This window comes from Sphingomonas sp. BLHR8, from assembly GCF_056821725.1.
Genome location: NZ_JBPDIM010000001.1, coordinates 1,923,572 through 1,941,478 on the forward strand (window position 1 = coordinate 1,923,572; position 17,907 = coordinate 1,941,478).

Consider the following 17,907-nt stretch of genomic DNA (forward strand, 5'->3'; position numbering starts at 1 on the left):
TTTCAGCTCGACCTGAAAGAACGGGCGCCTTCCTCCGAGGAAGGCGCCTGTTCTCTTAGCGCCCCCTTTGGGGCGTTGCGGATGCGACGGGGAGCGTCCGGCGCGCAGTGGCGATGCGTACCGGGGCGGCCAGCATCTGCCCCTCCATCCCCGCAGGGCCGCCGCTCGCGCGCGGCCGCGCCAGCACGGCGCGGACCATGTCGAGCCCGCCGATCACGCGCCCGAAGGCGGCGAAGCCCGGGTCGGTTGCACTCGCATCGAGCCCGCGCATGTCACCCAGCGTGATGAAAAAGTCGGCGGTGGCGGTCCCCGGCGCGCCACGCGCAAGGCTGATCGTGCCTTCGCCGTGGCTGAGCCCGGTCGTGCTCGTCGGTTCGTGCGCGACCGGCGGCAGCACGCGCTTCGGGTCATTGCGCGGACCGCCCTGGATCAACCCCCGCCCCCCGCCGAGATCCATCGCGCGATAGATGGTCGTGCCGTCGAGCCGCCGCTGATCGACGTAACGCAGGAAATTGGCGACCGTCGCGGGCGCCGCCTGCCGATCGAGCGCGAGCGTGATCGGCCCCGCATCGGTGCTCAGCACGATCCCGACAATGCCCAACCGGTCGAGCGCCGCCCAGTCGATGCTCGGCGCGGCGAGCAGTGCGGCGACCTGAGCGGTGCGCGAATCCGAGGCCGGGGCGGTGGCGGCGGGGGGCGCTACCACCTGTGCCGCTACCGGCGCGGCAGCGGTCAGCGAGAGGGCGGTTGCGACGAGCAATCGGATCATGGCGCCATCCTCCATCGCCCGTGCTGTCGCGGGACTGAACATCTGTGTCGCTCTCCGGGGCGGAAGGTCAACACGCGGGGAGTCCTCGCTCGCACGCTGGACCGGAAGGGGAAGCCCGCGGACGTCGCCTGCTGCGAAGCCACCTCCCCCGCTAGTGCCGGATCATCCCCGGATGGCGCGGGCGCGGCGGCGTTGGACGCTGGAACCCAACCCCATCGCTTCGCGATATTTGGCGACGGTGCGCCGGGCGAGGTCGAAGCCTTCGCTTCGCAGCCGGGTGACGAGCTGGTCGTCGGAGAGGATCGCATCGCCCTCCCCCGCGATCAGCCGACCGATGCGGTCCTTGACCGCGCTGGCACTGGCGCCGTCGCCATCGGCCGAGCCGACCCCGCTCGAGAAGAAATATTTGAGCTCGAACACCCCGCGCGCGCAGGACAGATATTTGTTCGAGGTGACGCGGCTGACGGTCGATTCGTGCATCCCGATCGCTTCGGCTACCTTGGCCAGCGTCAGCGGTTTGAGCGCACACACCCCGCGTTCGAAAAAGCCCTGTTGCTGGCGGATGATCTCCTCCGCCACCTTGATGATCGTGCGCTGACGCTGGTCGAGCGCCTTCACCAGCCAGTTGGCGGAGGCGAGCGCGTCGCCCAGCCAGGCGCGCGGCGCACCCTTGCCCGCGCGAGTCACCAGCTCGCTATAATAGCGCCGGTTGACCAGCATCCGCGGCAGGGTCGAGCCGTTGATCTCCACCCCCCACCCGGCCCGGGTGCGCGCGACGAACAGGTCGGGCACCACCGGGGTCGCATCGCCGCGGGCAAAGCGCAGGCCCGGCTTCGGGTCATAAGCGCGCAGCTCGCGGATCATGTCGGAGAGGTCTTCCTCATCGACGCCGCAGCGTTTGCGCAAGGGGCCGAGCTGCCCCTTTGCCAGCATCGCCAGATTGTCGATCAGATGCGCCATGCACGGATCGTAGCGGTCCGCCTCTTTCGCCTGCAGCGCGAGGCATTCGGCAAGATCGCGCGCGCCGACCCCGGTCGGGTCGAATCGCTGAACCACCCCCAGCACCTCCTCGACATGGGCGCGAGTGATGCTCAACCGCTGCGCCAGCTCGTCGAGGTCGAGGTCGAGATACCCTGCGTCGTCGATGCCCTCGATCAGCGCCAGCCCGATGGCATGGTCGGGCCCTGACAGCGCCTCCCCCGCCTGGGCCGCGAGATGATCGCGCAGCGTGACGTCGGGCGCGCCGAAGCTGTCGAAATCGATGCCCTCGCCGCTGGCCCCGCCGCTGCCCGGCGCGGTGAAGAAATCGCTGCCTTCACCGACATGATGGTCGCGCCAATCGGTCGCTTCGTAGGCGGGCTCGCCGCGGTCGAGGATCGTGTCCGCGCCCGAATCGTGGTGGAAGGTGTCGGCGGAGAGGTCGACGTCGAGCGTCGCGTCGGCGCGCGCAATGCCGCCGTTCATGAGCTCGTCCGCGCCGGCGGGCCGCTCGCGAAAGCTGGTGGCGATGACCTCGCCCTCGCCGCCGTCGCGTTCGAGCAGCGGGTTCTTGGCCATCTCGTCGGCGAGCACCGCGTCGAGTTCGAGGTTGCTGAGCGTCAGGAGCTTGATCGCCTGCTGCAGCTGCGGCGTCATCACCAACGCTTGGCTCGTGCGCAGTTCGAGGCGGGGGCCGAGCGCCATCGTCGGTCAGCCGCCCCCGCTCACAGCTCGAACCCTTCGCCGAGGTAGAGCCGGCGCACGTCGGGATCGGCGACGAGGTCTTGCGGCGAGCCCGCGAACAGCACGCGCCCGTCGTAGATGATGCAGGCGCGGTCGACGATATCGAGCGTCTCGCGTACATTATGGTCGGTGATGAGGACGCCGATGTCGCGCGTTTTCAGCTCTTTCACCAGGTCGCGGATATCCGCGATCGAGATCGGGTCGATGCCCGCGAACGGTTCGTCGAGCAGCATGATGGTCGGGTTCGCCGCCAGCGCGCGGGCAATCTCGCAGCGCCGCCGCTCGCCCCCCGACAGCGCCATGGCGTTGCTTTTGCGGAGGCGGGTGAGGCCGAATTCGTCGAGCAGCTGTTCGAGGCGCTGGCTGCGCGCAGCGCGGTCGGGCTCGACCAGCTCGAGCACCGCGCCGATATTCTGCTCGACGCTCATCCCCCGAAAGATCGAGGTTTCCTGCGGCAGGTAGCCGATCCCCAGCACCGCGCGGCGGTACATGGGGAGGCGGGTGATCTCCGCCCCGTCCAGCATGATGCGACCCGAATCCGGTTTAACGAGGCCCATGACCGAATAGAAACAGGTGGTCTTGCCCGCGCCGTTGGGGCCGAGCAGTCCCACTACCTCGCCCCGCGCTACAGACAAGGACACGTCGGTCAACACCGGGCGCTTGTCGTAGCTCTTCGCGAGGCTGACGACGCTGAGGCCGCGCTCTACCTCCACCGGCGCGCTGCCGCGCGGGACCGCCCGCCGCTCCGGCCCGCTCCACGCGGGCGCGTCGTCGTAGAGCGTCGCGGCGGGCTCGGAAGGGGTCAGCGTGTCGGCCATCTCGTCCCATGTATAGGCACGATCCCCGTGTCGGGGGAACATGGTTACGCCGGAATGTGCGCTTGCTCCGATATGGAGCGGTTCCGGTTCGCCCCTTGCCTCTCTCACCTTCGGCACCCTGAACGTGTTTCAGGGTGCACATCCGACGTCGCGAGGGGATGCTGAAACAAGTTCAGCATGACGAGTGAAGCAGAGAACTCACCGCCGGTCGGGCACCGTGAAGCGCCCAGTCACGCGGCCGCCGCTCGTGGCTACGCCCGGCACCGTGGGCGCGCCCGGGGTGGCCGACGGCGGCGCATTGACGCTGGCGCGGCCGCTGCCGAGATCGATCACCAGCCGCTGCCCCTGCAAGCGGTTGGCGCCCTGGTCGAGCCGGACGTTGCCGATCATGGTGATGATCCGCCGGTCGAGATCGTAGATCGCCGCATCGCCCGACGCGCGGTCGCCGCCCTTGGTCACGGTCACGCCGCCGAGCGCGTCGATGCGGTTGACGTCGATCCCGCGCGTGTCGCTGTAAGCGAGCGTCATCCGCGCGGCGGTGAGTGTCAGTCCCGCCTGGCGCACCACCACGTTGCCGGTCACCAGCACGCGGTCGGCGCGGGTCTGCAGCTCGATCGCGTCAGCGGCGAAATCGACCGGCGCGCGGCTGTCGTGCGCAATCAGCGCCTGCGCCGCGGCGTTGTCGGTGGCGCCGCTCGCCAGCATCGCCCCGGCACAGCCGACGAAGCCCAGCCCAAAAAGCAGCACGGAGCGAAGGCGGGTCATCGTCACAATCCCTGGTTGATGCGCAGCCGCGCATTGCCGGTCAGCCGCACGACGCGCGTGTCGAGGGCGGCTTCGATGCGGTTGGCGGAGAACACGCCGACCGGCAGCGAACCCGACACGCCGCCGCTGCCGACGATGCGCCGGGCGTTAAGGTCGACGCTCACGCCGCGCGTTTCAAGGCGATAGCCGTCAGGAGCAAGCGCGCGCAGCGGGCCGTTGACCCGCACCGTTTCCGCCCCGGGGTCGAACGCGGCATCGGGCGCCGACAGCGTCGCGGGGCCATCGTCGAGCGTCATCGCCGCGGTCATGTCGGTCAGCCGCACGACCGGATCCGCCGCGCTTTTTTGTACCGCATCCGCCGCGGTCAGTGTGAAGCGCCGCCCGTCGTCATCGGTACCCGTATAGCGTGCGGCTTCGACCCGCAGCCGCTGTGGCGCGATCTCCACCCGGTTCTTGTCGAGAAGAAAACCGATTTCGCTCGACCCACGCGCGAAGGGCGCGAGCAACAGCCAGGCCATCACCGCGCCTACGCCCGCGGGAAGCAACAGTCGCATCGTCCGGACCAGCGCATCGTGCGCGCTGCCCGGCCTCGCCCAGCGGCGGCGGTCGTCGCGAAGATGGTCGGCGGCGGCGGACATAAGGTGGTCGTTGGCGCTCCCGCTTACATATGCGCGAAGATGTCGATCTCGTCCCAGCCCGCAAGGTCGAGTCGCGCGCGGGTGGGCAGAAAATCGAAACAGGCCTGCGCCAGCTGGGTGCGCCCCTCACGCGCCAGCCGCACGTCGAGCGCCTCGCGCATCTGGTGGAGGTAGCGCACATCGCTTGCGGCATAGTCGCGCTGCGCCTCGTTGATCTCGGGCGCGCCCCAGTCGCTCGACTGCTGCTGCTTGGAGATTTCCTGGCCGACCAGCTCGCGCACCAGCTCCTTGAGGCCGTGGCGGTCGGTGTAGGTGCGCACCAGCCGCGAGGCGATCTTCGTGCAATAGACCGGCGCCGCCACGACGCCGAGGTACCGCTCGATCGCGGCGAGGTCGAAGCGCGCGAAATGATAGAGCTTAAGCCGCCCACGATCCGCCAGAATCGCGCGCAGATTGGGTGCGGCATAGTCGCTGTCCGGCGCGAACCGAACGAGATGTTCGTCACCCCGCCCGTCGGCGATCTGCACCAGGCACAGCCGGTCGCGCCCCGGCTTCAGCCCCATGGTTTCGGTGTCGACCGCGACCGGCCCCGACCCCATCACACCGGCGGGCAGATCTTCTTCGTGAAAATAAACGCTCATTGCTGCGTCCCATAGGCGCGCGCGACCGGTGAAGCCATAGGCGGGCGCGCAAAGCGCCTGCAGCCGCGCAGAAAACGGCGGGTTTATCTGCGGTTCATGTTTTTTGTTCGCGTTGCCGGCAAAAGCCGCTATCGACGAAGATGGCCGGGAAAAGCGATTCCGGTCGGCGTGCGCCTCTCCGTCCGTACGGGATGCTCCGCCATGGCCATGACGGACGAGTGAAGTAACAGCAAATGAGTTTTGATCGGGAACGCCGCGGTGGTGGCGGTAAAGGTGGTCACCGGCGTGGTGGCAAGCGCGACGATTTCGGTGGCGGTGGCGGCGATTTTTACGGCGGCGGCGGTGACGGCGGCTTCGGCGGTGGCGGGTTCGCCGGCGGCGGCTACGGCGGCGGCGGCGATCGTGGCGGTGGCTACGGCGGCGGCGGCGGAGATCGCGGCGGCCCCTATGGCGGCGGCGGCGGTGGTCGTGGCGGCTACGGCGGTGGCGGCGACCGTGGCGGTGGCTACGGCGGCGGCGGTGGCGGCTACGGCGGTGGTCGCGGCGGTGGCGGTGGCGGCTACGGCGGCGGTGGTGGCGGCGGTTTCAACCGCGGCCCGCGTCCGTCGATGCCGGCGCAGGTCATCGGCGAAGGCACCGGTGCGGTCAAATTCTTCAACCGCGACAAGGGCTTCGGCTTTGTCGCGCGCGACGATGGTGGTGAGGACGTGTTCGTCCACATCAGCGCGGTCGAGCAGGCGGGCCTCGAAGGGCTGGCGTCGGGTCAGACCATCGCCTTCACGCTGGTGGATCGCAACGGCCGCATCAGCGCGACGGACATCCGCATCACCGGCGAAACGCTGCCGCTCGACGCCCCCGGCGCGGGTGCCCCTGGCGGCGGCGCCGACCGTCCGCAGCGTGCACGCCGTCAGCTGACCGGCGAACGCGCCACGGGCGAAGTGAAGTTCTTCAACGGATCGAAGGGCTTCGGCTTCATCAAGCGCGACGATGGCGGAGCGGACTGCTTCGTCCACATCAGCGCGGTCGAACGGGCGGGCATGAACGGCCTCAATGAGGGCGACCGCCTGGCGTTCGACATCGAAGTCGACGACCGCGGCAAGTATAGCGCGGTGAACCTGGGCGGCGCCTGAGGCTGCCGCGCCTTCATTGGCGTGTCGAAAGGGCGGCGGAGCTTTGAAGCTCCGCCGCCTTTTTCTTGGGCCTTCAACGGGCACGAGAGTGGAACGAAGCACCTTTGGCGTGGGATGGATCGGCCCTGCGCCATCCTTCCCTGCCTTATCCGCGGTCCGGCTTTGGCGGAGCCACCGCCCCGGGTGAAGAAGCTCAGCCCCGGATCAAATCTGGGGCGACGAAGCAAAAAACGATCAGGAGCAGCGCCGAGCCTTTGCGGAGCGACTCCCCAGCGCGACCCTCGCAAAACCCGGTCGGCAAGTTACCATCCCCCTCCCGAACGGGTGAGGAGGCGTGACGCGGGGGGCTGCGCCTAGCCGCATGTCGCCCCGGTCGTCGGGCCGTACCCTCCCCCTCACAGGATCGGGCTCTTGGCGCGCGGCTGTGGAACAGAATCGCTCGTTCCGCCACCGGGGTCCGTGGCAGTTGCCCTTCCGTAAGCGTGAGTTTCTTCCTGCGGACCGTCAGCCGCGCGGGCGGGTGGGTGCCGGGGTCGCGGTCGCGGGACGGGGTTCGACCGTGAGCGTGTAACGGCCGGCTCGCTGGTTGAGCGGGCTGACACGCAGCAAGACCGTGCCGTCACCCTGAAAATCGACGTTGAGCCGGCTGTTGAGATTGTCGCCCTCTTCACCGCCGTCATCGTTCGACGCGCTGACCGCAAAGCCGAGCGGGGTCATGGTGCCCACCTCGAGAAAGGAGTCGAACTCACTCGATTCGAGCCGCGCCTGATAGCGATCGCCGGCGCGCCCGGTGAGCGCATAAAGGCGATAGGCCCGGCCTGAATCGACCAGCGACGTATCGCTCGGATCACCCGGCAACGTCGCGTCCGAATCGGTCAGCCGCCCTTCGGCCTTGCGCCCGACGCTGATCGGCACCGGTGCCCCCGCCGCGGCCACCGCGGGGAGCCGCGTCAGCCGGAGGGTGAAGGCACCGCCGTCATTGTCCCCCACTGCGCCCGCACGCAGGATGTAGGTGCCGGCTTCGCGGATGTTGGCGGTGAGGCGGCTGTTCAGCCCATCCTCCGCTCCGCCGCCGTCATCGTTGCTGCCGAGGCTCTCCCAGGTGCAGCCCTTGTAACGACCGAGCTCGAGCGTCGGATCGAAATCATCAGCGGTTAGCGTCGCCTGGATGCGGGTGTTGGCGGGGACGGTGAACGACCAGCTGGGCCGGCGTGGGTCCGGTGCGCCACACGCATCGACGGGTGCCGTGAGACTGCCGCGCACCGTCTGGTCGAACGACAACGCCGGCGGCATTGCCGCGGTACGGTTGTCGGGACGCGCGGCATTGCTGCGGGCGCGAGGCGCATCTTCCGGGGTGTCGCGATTGCTCTGCGCCTGCGCGCCGCTCGCCAGCACGAGGCCCAGCGCCGCGCCTGCGATCCAAGTCCGATTCATCACGCCCCCCATCATGGTCGCCGCGACTGCGGCGGTGCTGCAATGCTATCATGCCGCCTGCGAAGCGGAACCCCGTTTGGGGGGGGGGGGGTCAGCTGATGAGCGCCTTTAACGCCGCCACGTGATCGGCCTCCGCCGCGGGTTTGTCGCGGCGGATGCGGGCGATGCGCGGGAAGCGCATGGCGACCCCCGATTTGTGGCGTTTCGATTCGTGGATCGAATCGAAGGCGACCTCGAACACCAAGCTCTTCTCCACCTCGCGCACCGGGCCGAAACGCGCGGTGGTGCGCTCGCGCACGAAGCGATCGAGCCACTTCAGCTCCTCGTCGGTGAAACCCGAATAGGCCTTGCCCACAGGCAGCAGTTCGCCGCCCTCCGCCGGGTCCGCGGTCCAGCAGCCGAACGTGTAGTCGCTGTAGAAGCTCGAGCGTTTCCCCGAGCCGCGCTGCGCATACATCAGCACGCAGTCGGCGGTGAGCGGGTCGCGCTTCCATTTATACCACAGCCCGACACGCCGCCCGGGGACGTAAGTGCTGTCGCGGCGCTTCAGCATCACGCCTTCGATGGCGGTGTCGCGCGCGCGGTCGCGGATGGCGGAGAGCGCGTCGAAATCGGGCGCCTCGATCAACTGGCTGAGATCGAAGCGATGCGGTGGCAGCTCGCCCATCAGCGCCTCCAACTGCTCGCGCCGGTGCGTCCACGGGAGCGCGCGCAGGTCGTCGCCACCCACGCTCAGCACATCGTAGAGCCGCACGAACGCGGGCGAATCGCGCAGCATCGCGGCGCTGACCGTTTTGCGCCCCAGCCGCTGTTGCAGCGCATTGAAGCTCGCCGCGCCGCCCTCCGCGCCGCCCTGCACCGATCCGCGCACGAGCAGCTCGCCGTCGAGCACCGCGTCGACCGGCATATCCTCCGCGACCTCCGGGAAAGCCCCGGTGATGTCGTCGCCGCCACGGCTGAACAGCCGCACCGTGTCGCCAATGCGCACGATCTGGATGCGGATGCCGTCCCACTTCCATTCGGCGGCATAGTCGGCGAGGTCGACGCGCCCATCCTCGAGCGGATGCGCCAGCATGAACGGGCGGAACACCGCGATTTCGTCGAGGTTGGGCAGTGCATCGCGCCCCTCTGCCCAAGCGAACAGCTGCTCATAGGGCGGCGACAGCGCGTGCCACACCTCCTCGATCGCATCGACGTCGCGCCCGAACGCCTGCGCCACCGCGGTGCGCGCCAGCCGGCCGGAGATGCCGATGCGAAGGCCCCCGGTGGCGAGCTTCAGCAGCGCATAGCGTGCTTCCGGGTCGAGCCGGTCGAGCATCGCCGCGAGCGCCGCGCCCCCTTCGCCACGCTTGGTGGTGGCGAGTCGCAGCACGACCTCATTGAGCGGCACGTCCGCCCCCTCCCCGGCTTGCGCGCCGGTCGGCCACAGCAGCGCGACCGTTTCTGCGGTATCGCCGACATAATCGCGGCTCATCGCGTAGAGTACGGGGTCGACCCGCTCCTCGATCAGCGCGCGGATGACCGCGGGTTTGACTGCGGGCAGGTCGATCTCCCCAGTCAGCGCGGCGAGCGCCCAGCCGCGGTCGGGATCGGGCGTGCTCTTGAGATAATCACCGATCAGCCGCAGCTTTTCATTGCGGCTGCGGGTGTAGACGATGGCGTCGATCAGGGCGGCGAAAGCGCGCATCGCGGGTTCAGCCGCCCTGCCCCGACCTCAGTGCCCCGCGACCGCGTGGCGCGATACGCCGCTCGCTTCGAGCTGCTGATCAATCGCCGCCACCAACCGGTCGAGCCCCGCCTGATCCTTCGCCTCGGCGCGGGCGACGAGCACGTCCTGCGTGTTCGAGGCGCGCAGCAGCCACCAGCCATCGTCGGTCAGCACGCGCGCGCCGTCGGTGCGGTCGACCTTCGCGCCCGACTGTGCGAGCCGGTCGAGCACTTCGTCAACCACCGCGAACTTGCGGCTTTCGTCGACCTGGAAACGCAGTTCGGGGGTGTTGACCATCGGCGCCATCGCCGATTTCATGTCGGTCACCGACCGGCCGAGCACGCTCACCGCCTCGACCAGCTTTACCGCCGCGTAGAGCGCGTCGTCGAAGCCGTAATAATGATGCGCGAAAAAGATGTGGCCGGACATTTCCCCCGCCAGCGGCGCGCCGGTTTCCTTCATCTTCGATTTGATGAGGCTGTGGCCGGTTTTCCACATCAGCGGCTTGCCACCCAATGCCTCGATGCGGTCGAACAGCGACTGCGAGGCTTTGACGTCGGCGATGATCGTCGCGCCGGGGACGTCCTGCAGCACCATTTCGGCAAAGATCTGCAGAAGCTGGTCGCCCCAGATGATGCGCCCCTGTGCATCGATCGCGCCGATGCGGTCGCCGTCGCCGTCGAAGGCGATGCCGAAATCGAGGCCGTGCTGCTCGACCAGTTCGCGTAGGTCGACGAGGTTCTTTTCCTCGGTCGGGTCGGGGTGATGATTGGGGAAGTTGCCGTCGACCTGGGTGTAGATCGCGTGATGTTCGCCCGGCAGTCGCTCGACCAGCCGGTCGACCACCGGCCCGGCGGCGCCGTTGCCCGCGTCCCAGCCGACCTTCACCGCAGCGCCGCGAAACCCCTCGAGCAGGCGGTCGACGTAGGCGTCCATCACGTCGGTTTCGCTGAATGCGCCTTCGCCCTCGACCCAGTCGCCCGCGGCGCCCATCGTGCCGATCGCCTGGATGTCGGCACCGAAGAAGGGCTTACCGAAGGCGACGAATTTGAAGCCATTATAGTCGGGCGGGTTGTGGCTGCCGGTGATCTGGATGCCGCCGTCGGCCTCCAGATGATAAGTCGCGAAGTACAGCATCGGCGTCGCCGACTGGCCGATCGACACCACGTCGACCCCGCCGGCGCGAAGCCCCGCGATCAGCGCCTGCGCAAGGCTGGGCGAGGAGAGGCGTCCGTCATAGCCGACCGCGACGCGCCCGCCGCCGCCACGCACGATATGCGTCGCGAAACCGCGACCGATGGCGGTCGCATCGGCTTCGGTCAGCGTCTTTCCGACGATCCCGCGAATGTCATATTCACGCAGCAGCGTGGCGTCGAAACGGTGCACAAAGGGTCCTTTCGTCAGGCCGCGGCGGGCTGGAGGTCGGCCGGCGCCGGAGCGCGTGCGGGCAGTGGAAGCGCAAGGCCCGACAGCATTTCACGCAGCTCCTGCCGCGCGGCGATGTGGCTGGTGCCAAGCTCGCCCAGTTGGCCGCGATCGAGCAGCGTCAGCCCGGCCGGGAACAGCTCGCGATAGACGACGCGTTCGGACAGGCCGGGGACGATGCGGAAACCCACGCGGCGCGACAGCTCGCCCATCGCATCGCCGACGCGGCGCATGTTGCGCGCTTCGAGGTGCTGGAGGCGGTTCCGGAGCACCACCCAGTCGATCGTCCCGCCGTCGATCGATGCGCGGGTCTTGCGCGCGTTCCAGATCAGCTCGGCGTAGAAGCTTGGGCGCGACACCTTGAAGGTTTCGGCATCGACTTGCCCGATCAGATCAAAATCGACGAAGCTGTCGTTCATCGGCGTCACCAGCGTGTGCGCCAGCGTCGCCATGTGCCGCGCCAGCATGTCGTCGCGGCCGGGGGTGTCGACGATCAGGAAATCGGCGTCGGTCATCAGGTCGGCGAGCATGTCGTCCATCTCCTCCACCGGCTTGCCGCCAAAGGTGGCGAAGCGCGGGGTGGGGAGGTCGATGCCACGCCGTTCGGCGGTTTTGGTGCGATTCTCGAGGTAGCGCGCAAAGGTGCGCTGGCGGTGGTCGAGGTCGAGCCCCGACACCTTCGCCCCCAGGCTCGCCAGCGCGACCGCCACATGCACCGCGCAGGTCGATTTGCCCGTGCCGCCCTTTTCATTGGCGAAAACGACGATGTGCGGGCGGGCGGGCAGGGCGGTCATGCGGTCACTCGAGTGGGCGTCGGCGTTGCGACTATGGGCTTGAGGGGCGGTAAGAAGCGGCGCATGAGCCCGCCTCAGCGTCACTGTTAGTCGGGGGTCGAAGGACGTGCAAACCATCCGTCAATTGGGCGCGTTGCGCGCTGCGATCGCGGAGCTGCGGCGCGACGGCGGAGGAATCGCGTTCGTGCCGACGATGGGGGCGCTGCACGACGGGCATATGTCACTGGTGACCGCCGCGCGGCGTCATGCCGAACATGTTGTCGTGTCGATCTTCGTCAACCCGCTGCAGTTCGGGGTGAACGAAGATCTCGACGCCTATCCCCGACAGGAGGGCGCCGACGCCGCCAAGCTGGAGGCGGCTGGCGTGGCGCTGCTATGGGCGCCCGACGCCGCTACCATGTACCCTGACGGCCATGCGACGCGCGTGTCGGTTTCCGGCTATGACGAGGTGCTATGCGGCGCGGCACGGCCCGGGCATTTTGACGGCGTCACAACGGTGGTCGCCAAGCTGTTTCACCAAGTCCAGCCTGACGTCGCATTGTTCGGCGAAAAGGACTGGCAGCAGCTGACCATCATCCGCCGCATGGCCCGCGATCTCGATTTCGCTCTGACGGTGGAAGGCGTGCCGACAGTGCGCGATCCCGTCGACGGCCTCGCGATGTCGTCGCGAAACGCGTATCTTTCGCCCGAGCAGCGCGCGGCCGCGGCCGCCATCCCCGCGCAGCTCGATGCCGCGGCGGAAGCGATCCAGGGTGGCGCAGCCCCCACGGCGGCCTGTGCGCAAGCGGCGGAGGCGCTGCTGCGGCACGGCTTCAAGTCGGTCGACTATTTCGAGCTGCGTTCGCAGGACAATCTGGCGCTCACCGGCGAGGTGGACCCGAGCGCGCGGCTGTTTGTCGCGGCGCGCATGGACGGCACTCGCCTGATCGATAATCGACCCCTGATCGGGCCCGATATCGTGCCGAAACGAATGGATATTTAGCCTTTACGTTTTGGTAACCATGCCCGGCGCAACCTCCCTTCATGGAAGGGAGTGAACGCTTCCTTCGGGGACTTAGGGGGCATCATCATGGCACTGCATCTGGCGCAGGCACAACGACTGATCGACGGGCAACGGTTCGCCGCAGCGCGCGGTGATGGCGAGGCGTGCTTCGAGCTGGGAATGGCCTTTTCGACCGGCACCGACGGTTGCGCGGTCGACCTGATCGAAGCGCACAAATGGTTCAACCTCGCCGCGCTGGCCGGGGTGCGCGAAGGGGCGCTGCTCCGCACCGAAGTCGCGCAGGACATGAGCGCGGCCGACATCGCTGCCGCGCAACGCGCCGCCCGCGACTATCTGCGCGCACCTGTACCGATGGCCTCGGCTCAGGCGGCCTGATCACTTTCGCGAAACGGGGTTTCCTCGGCATAAAGCCGCAGCATTTCCGCCTCGGCCGCGCGTTCGGCGGTGAGGAACTCCGCCACCGCATCGCGAAAGCCTGCGTGCGGAATATAGTGCGCCGACCACGTCGGTACCGCGCAGTAGCCGCGCGCGAGCTTATGCTCTCCCTGCGCCCCCGCCTCGACCCGCGAGAGGCCATGCGCCAACGCCCAGTCGATCGCCTGGTAATAGCAAAGCTCGAAATGCAGCGCGGGCACTTCAATCAGCGCGCCCCAGTAGCGGCCGTAAAGCGCGTCCTTGCCGATGAAATTGAGGGCCGCTGCGACACCTTCGCCGGACCTCCGATCGTGGGCGGTCATCAAGACGACCCGCTCCGCCATGCGCTCGCCGATCAGCTCGAAGGCGCGCCGCGTGAGATAGGGCCGGCCCCATTTGCGCGCGCCGGTGTCCTGATAGCAGGCCCACATCAGGTCCCAGTCGGCGGGGCTGATGTCGGCGCCGGTCTTGGCCGCGATGGTGACCGCACCATGCGCCGTCGCACGCTCCTTGCGGATCGCCTTGCGGCGGCGTGACGTCAGCGCGCCAAGGAAGCCGTCGAAGTCGCCGTATCCCTCGTCGCGCCAGTGAAACTGATGCCCCTGGCGGATCAGCCAGCCCGACGCCTCGAACTGCGCGCGGTCAACATCGGTGAGGAAAGTGGCGTGCGCCGAGGAGAGGCCGTTGTCGCGCACCAATTGTTCGATTCCCGTGATCAGCGCGCGGCGGCTCCCGTCGTCCTGCGCCAGCAGCCGCGGGCCCGGGACGGGGGTGAAAGGCGCGGCGATCTGGAGCTTGGGATAATAGTCTCCGCCCGCGCGCTCCCACGCGTCCGCCCAGCTATGGTCAAACACATATTCGCCCTGGCTATGCGCCTTGGCGTAAGCCGCGACCGCCCCGCGGAGCGTGCCGGCCGCATCGTGCAGCAGCAGCGGTAGAGCCTGCCAGCCGGTGCCCTTGCCGACACTGCCCGACTCTTCGAGCAGCGCGAGAAAGGCGTGGGACGCGAACGGATGACCGCCGCTGAGCGCATCCCACGCCGCCGCGTCGCAGCCATCGACGCCATCACGCAGCGTCAGGGTGAAGGAGGAGTCGGCATCGGCCATCGCTCGCGCAAGATGGGCGCGCCATGCCGCCGCCGCTAGGCGGGCAGCACGCCGCGTTCGCGCAACGCGCCCAACAGCGGCAGCAGCGGCATGCCGAGGATGGTGAAATGACTGCCGCGCACCGCATCGAACAGCTGCACCCCGCGCCCTTCGATGCGAAAGGCGCCAACGCAGCCCGCGATCGCCGGCCATTCGGCGTCGAGATAGGCGGCGATGAACGCGTCGGACAGCGACCGCACGTCGAGCTCGGCCACCTCGACATGGGCCCAAACGACGTCACCGCCGCGCGCCAGCACGACAGCGCTGGTAAGCCTCATCGTCGCGCCGGACATGATCCGCAGCTGCGCCTCCGCCTCGTCCCGCGAAGTCGGCTTGTCGAAGGCGCGTTCGGCGACGTCGCACAGGCTGTCGCTGCCGATCACCAAGGCGTCGGGATGGGCGGCGCAGACAGCCTGCGCCTTCAATGCGGCGAGTTCGCGCGCGATCTCGCTGCTCGGTGCGGCCAATCCGCGCAGCCGGCCGCGCAACGGCGCCTCGTCGACCGCCGCCGGCATGACGTCGAACACGACGTCCGCTGCATCCAGCATGACGCGGCGCGTAGTGCTGCCGCTGGCGAGGATCAGCGTCACGCGTCGCCCTCCTCGGCCGGCGCGGAGGTTGAGGGCACGTCCGCAGCCGCGCGGCGGTCGTCGTGAAGCCGGATCACCGCCGCCGCCGTCTCTTCGATCGAGCGACGCGTGACGTCGATCACCGGCCAGTCATTGTCGGCAAACATGCGCCGCGCAAAGGCAAGCTCGTCGCGGATGCGCTGGTCGTCGACATAGGGGTCGGCGCGATCAATCCCGCCCACCCCCATCGTCGCCAGCCGGTTGCGACGCACCGCGGCGAGCCGCTCTCCGGCGACGGTGAGGCCCACCACCATCGGCGCATTGAGCGCAAACAGCTGCGGCGGGGGCGGACTTTCGGGCACGATCGGCACGTTGGCGACGCGATAGCCGCGGTTGGCGAGATAGATCGACGTCGGCGTCTTGGAGGAGCGCGACACGCCGGCGAGCACGATGTCCGCCCCCTCCCACCCGTCGGGCTGCATGCCGTCGTCATGCGCCATGGTGAAGTGAATCGCCTCGACCCGGTCGTAGTAGGCCGCATCGAGCATGTGCTGGCGGCCAGGGCGCCCCTTGGGCTGCTGGCCGAGCATGCTCGCCAGCGCATCGTTGACCGCATCGAGCGCCGCCACATGCGGCAGCCCGAGCCGCTGGCAACGCGCTTCGAGCTCGGCGCGAAGCTCGCGATTGACGAGGGTGAAGAGGACCAGGCCCGGGTGTTGCGCCACTTCGGCGAGGATGCGCTCGAGATGCGCGTGACTGCGTACCATCGGCCAGAAGTGCCGCGTGACCGCGACGTCATCGAACTGCGCCACCGCCGCCTTGGCGATCATCTCCAGCGTTTCGCCGGTAGAGTCGGAGAGGAGGTGGAGGTGAAGCCGCATCGTTCACGCTGTGGCGCGGGGGGCGGCGGTTGTCCAACCGCGTTGCACATGACGCTCGTCATGCTGAACTCGCTTCAGCATCCCGCAGCGCTCCAAGTATGGACCCTGAAACAAGTTCAGGGTGACGACGAGGCGGACTCGGGAAGCACGCTTTTCAGGACGTCGGCACGAGGCCAACCCGAAAACCTGTGCACACACTGTGGAGAAGTCTTGGGAGCATTGCCGGCATGAAAGCATCACCGTCGCCGCATCACGCTTATCCACAGCCCCGCCCACAGCCGCGAATTTCATCCACAGCTTGTGGAAAACAGGGAGCAATCGCGCGACTCGTCCGCTAGGGGAGGGCGACGGCGAGGGTGGGTTGTGGATCGTTCGGGCGAAAGCGATTATCCCCGCTCTCCCGCCCATCAACATCAGCATCAATCAAGAATAGAGAGTCTTTTTATGGGTCTCCCCGGTATCAGCGGTGCGCTCGAGCAAGCGGTCAGCGCGGCGGTCACGAGCGGTGCGCTGGGGGTGATCCCGACCGTCGAGCCCGACCCTTCGCGTGACGGCGCGTTCATGGCGGTGATGCGCGGCGAGCGGCGCGATCCCCCGCCGCTGTGGATGATGCGCCAGGCGGGGCGCTACCTTCCCGAATATCGCGCGCTCCGGGCGGACAAGGGTGGTTTTCTCGACCTCTGCTACGATCCCGAAAGCGCGGCGGAGGTGACGCTGCAGCCGCTGCGCCGGTTCGACATGGACGCCGCGATCCTCTTTTCTGACATCCTCGTCGTGCCGCATGCGTTGGGGATGGAGTTGTGGTTCGAGACGGGGGAGGGGCCGCGGCTCGCCCCGCCGCTCGCCGGGGCCGACCTTGCCGAGCTCACCCCGCAGCCGCAGCGGCTCGATCCCGTCTATGAGACGGTGCGGCGGGTGCGCGCCGAACTCCACCCTGACCGCGCGCTGATCGGGTTTGCGGGGAGCCCGTGGACGGTCGCGACGTACATGGTTGCCGGGCGCGGGACAAAGGACCAGAGCCCGGCACGGCGCCTCGCCTACATCGACCAGGTGCGCTTCGGCGCGATCATCAACGCCATCGTCGTGCAGACGATCGACTATCTGATCGGGCAGGTGCGCGCGGGCGCCAATGTGCTGCAGATATTCGACAGCTGGGCCGGAAGCCTCGCCCCCGATGAATTCGACCGTTGGGTCATCGCGCCCAATGCGGCGATCGTGGCGGGGGTTCGCGCGGCGTGTCCCGACACCCCGATCATCGGCTTCCCCAAGGGCGCCGCGGAGAAGCTGCCGCGCTACGTCGCCGGGGTAAAGCCCGACGCGGTTGGCATCGACGAGACGATGGACCCCGAATTCGCGCATGCCGCGCTCCCGCCCGGTCTTCCGGTGCAGGGCAATCTCGATCCGCTGCGGCTGGTGGCGGGCGGTCCGGCGCTGGTCGAGCGCGTCCACGTCATCCGCCGCGCCTTCGCGGGCCGGCCGCATATCTTCAACCTCGGCCACGGCATCGTCCCCGACACGCCCATCCCGCACGTCGAGACGATGGTCGCTGCGGTGCGCTCGCCGCTGTCATGACCGAGCTGTTCGCGCCCTGGTATGCGGCGCTCAAGGCGGCGCACATCATTTTCGTCGTGTTCTGGATGGCGGGGTTGTTCGCGCTGCCGCGCTTCCTCGTCTATCATCAGGAGGAGCTGGCCGACCCCGTTCAGGCCGCGCGCTGGATCGAGCGCGAGGGCAAGCTGCGCAAGATCATCCTGACGCCATCGTCGGTGCTGGTGTGGCTGCTGGGGATCGCGGTCGCCTTCGCGATCGACGCGTGGTCACAGCCGTGGCTGCACGCCAAGCTGATGCTGGTCGCGGTGCTGACCGTCTATCACCACGTCATGGTCCGCTACGCCAAGGCGCTGGCGCAGGGCGAGGCGCGCTGGTCGGGCAAGAAGCTGCGCTTCGTCAACGAAGTCCCCGGCCTGACGCTGATCGCGATCGTTATCCTGGTGGTGGCCAAGCCCTGGGGTTGAGCAATCCTCCCCCTGCCGGGGACGATTGGCGTCCAT

Annotated in this window: 18 protein-coding genes; 5 read left to right on the top strand and 13 right to left on the bottom strand. The window is 68.3% G+C overall.

Annotation, left to right across the window (positions count from 1 at the left end):
- Window positions 1–55 precede the first annotated feature (55 nt).
- The 6 genes from ACRYJK_RS09620 to ACRYJK_RS09645 form a co-directional block, all read right to left on the bottom strand.
- Complete coding sequence (locus tag ACRYJK_RS09620; RefSeq protein WP_482667285.1) at window positions 56–769, bottom strand: peptidylprolyl isomerase; 714 nt, start codon at window positions 767–769, stop codon at window positions 56–58.
- 162 nt (window positions 770–931) lie between these two features.
- A complete protein-coding gene (rpoN, locus tag ACRYJK_RS09625) occupies window positions 932–2,452 on the bottom strand; it encodes an RNA polymerase factor sigma-54 (RefSeq protein WP_482667286.1) in 1,521 nt (506 codons plus the stop codon).
- A 20-nt stretch (window positions 2,453–2,472) separates the two neighbouring features.
- Window positions 2,473–3,351, bottom strand: a complete 879-nt coding sequence (gene lptB, locus ACRYJK_RS09630; protein ID WP_482667287.1) for an LPS export ABC transporter ATP-binding protein — start codon at window positions 3,349–3,351, stop codon at window positions 2,473–2,475.
- Between the two features lie 156 nt (window positions 3,352–3,507).
- Entirely contained in the window at window positions 3,508–4,074 is a 567-nt protein-coding gene (locus ACRYJK_RS09635) for an LptA/OstA family protein (protein ID WP_482667288.1), read from the bottom strand.
- Between the two features lie 2 nt (window positions 4,075–4,076).
- Entirely contained in the window at window positions 4,077–4,712 is a 636-nt protein-coding gene (locus ACRYJK_RS09640) for an LPS export ABC transporter periplasmic protein LptC (RefSeq protein WP_482667289.1), read from the bottom strand.
- Between the two features lie 23 nt (window positions 4,713–4,735).
- Window positions 4,736–5,353: a ribonuclease D gene (locus ACRYJK_RS09645; protein WP_482667290.1), complete on the bottom strand. Its 618-nt coding sequence runs from the start codon at window positions 5,351–5,353 to the stop codon at window positions 4,736–4,738.
- A 233-nt stretch (window positions 5,354–5,586) separates the two neighbouring features.
- Here ACRYJK_RS09645 and ACRYJK_RS09650 point away from each other — a divergent pair, with 233 nt between their 5' ends.
- Window positions 5,587–6,483 carry a cold-shock protein gene (locus ACRYJK_RS09650; protein ID WP_482667291.1) on the top strand — a complete coding sequence of 299 codons (897 nt, stop codon included), beginning with the start codon at window positions 5,587–5,589 and terminating at the stop codon, window positions 6,481–6,483.
- A gap of 504 nt (window positions 6,484–6,987) precedes the next feature.
- Here the strand turns inward: ACRYJK_RS09650 and ACRYJK_RS09655 are convergent.
- From ACRYJK_RS09655 to ACRYJK_RS09670, 4 genes are all read right to left on the bottom strand, one after another.
- The gene (locus ACRYJK_RS09655; protein WP_482667292.1) at window positions 6,988–7,917 is read right to left on the bottom strand and encodes a PPC domain-containing protein; all 930 of its coding nucleotides are present in this window, start codon (window positions 7,915–7,917) and stop codon (window positions 6,988–6,990) included.
- 91 nt (window positions 7,918–8,008) lie between these two features.
- Window positions 8,009–9,604, bottom strand: coding sequence for a cisplatin damage response ATP-dependent DNA ligase (locus ACRYJK_RS09660; RefSeq protein WP_482667293.1), 1,596 nt, complete (start codon window positions 9,602–9,604; stop codon window positions 8,009–8,011).
- A gap of 27 nt (window positions 9,605–9,631) precedes the next feature.
- Entirely contained in the window at window positions 9,632–11,011 is a 1,380-nt protein-coding gene (gene pgmG, locus ACRYJK_RS09665; RefSeq protein ID WP_482667294.1) for a phosphoglucomutase/phosphomannomutase PgmG, read from the bottom strand.
- A gap of 14 nt (window positions 11,012–11,025) precedes the next feature.
- Complete coding sequence (locus ACRYJK_RS09670) at window positions 11,026–11,844, bottom strand: division plane positioning ATPase MipZ (RefSeq protein ID WP_482667295.1); 819 nt, start codon at window positions 11,842–11,844, stop codon at window positions 11,026–11,028.
- Window positions 11,845–11,950: 106 nt separating this feature from the next.
- Between ACRYJK_RS09670 and panC the strand changes: the two genes are divergently transcribed.
- Both panC and ACRYJK_RS09680 read left to right on the top strand, forming a co-directional pair.
- The gene (gene panC / locus ACRYJK_RS09675; RefSeq protein ID WP_482667296.1) at window positions 11,951–12,826 is read left to right on the top strand and encodes a pantoate--beta-alanine ligase; all 876 of its coding nucleotides are present in this window, start codon (window positions 11,951–11,953) and stop codon (window positions 12,824–12,826) included.
- An 87-nt stretch (window positions 12,827–12,913) separates the two neighbouring features.
- Window positions 12,914–13,222 (top strand): SEL1-like repeat protein, encoded by a 309-nt coding sequence (locus tag ACRYJK_RS09680; RefSeq protein WP_482667297.1) that lies wholly within the window; start codon window positions 12,914–12,916, stop codon window positions 13,220–13,222.
- Here the strand turns inward: ACRYJK_RS09680 and ACRYJK_RS09685 are convergent.
- Genes ACRYJK_RS09685 through ACRYJK_RS09695 form a run of 3 tightly spaced genes read right to left on the bottom strand, consistent with a single transcriptional unit; the run spans window position 13,210 to window position 15,856 of the window.
- Complete coding sequence (locus ACRYJK_RS09685; RefSeq protein ID WP_482667298.1) at window positions 13,210–14,367, bottom strand: GNAT family N-acetyltransferase; 1,158 nt, start codon at window positions 14,365–14,367, stop codon at window positions 13,210–13,212. The genes ACRYJK_RS09680 and ACRYJK_RS09685 overlap by 13 nt on opposite strands.
- 35 nt (window positions 14,368–14,402) lie before the next feature.
- Complete coding sequence (locus tag ACRYJK_RS09690; RefSeq protein ID WP_482667299.1) at window positions 14,403–14,996, bottom strand: Maf family protein; 594 nt, start codon at window positions 14,994–14,996, stop codon at window positions 14,403–14,405.
- A complete protein-coding gene (locus ACRYJK_RS09695) occupies window positions 14,993–15,856 on the bottom strand; it encodes a pyruvate, water dikinase regulatory protein (protein WP_482667300.1) in 864 nt (287 codons plus the stop codon). Before ACRYJK_RS09695 ends, ACRYJK_RS09690 begins: the two co-directional genes overlap by 4 nt.
- A gap of 561 nt (window positions 15,857–16,417) precedes the next feature.
- On the opposite strand from ACRYJK_RS09695, the gene hemE reads away from it, so the two are divergent.
- Together hemE and ACRYJK_RS09705 are read left to right on the top strand one after the other, a co-directional pair.
- A complete protein-coding gene (hemE, locus tag ACRYJK_RS09700) occupies window positions 16,418–17,428 on the top strand; it encodes a uroporphyrinogen decarboxylase (RefSeq protein WP_482667443.1) in 1,011 nt (336 codons plus the stop codon).
- Window positions 17,425–17,871, top strand: coding sequence for a CopD family protein (locus tag ACRYJK_RS09705; RefSeq protein ID WP_482667301.1), 447 nt, complete (start codon window positions 17,425–17,427; stop codon window positions 17,869–17,871). The genes hemE and ACRYJK_RS09705 overlap by 4 nt, the downstream gene beginning before the upstream one ends.
- Window positions 17,872–17,907 lie beyond the last annotated feature (36 nt).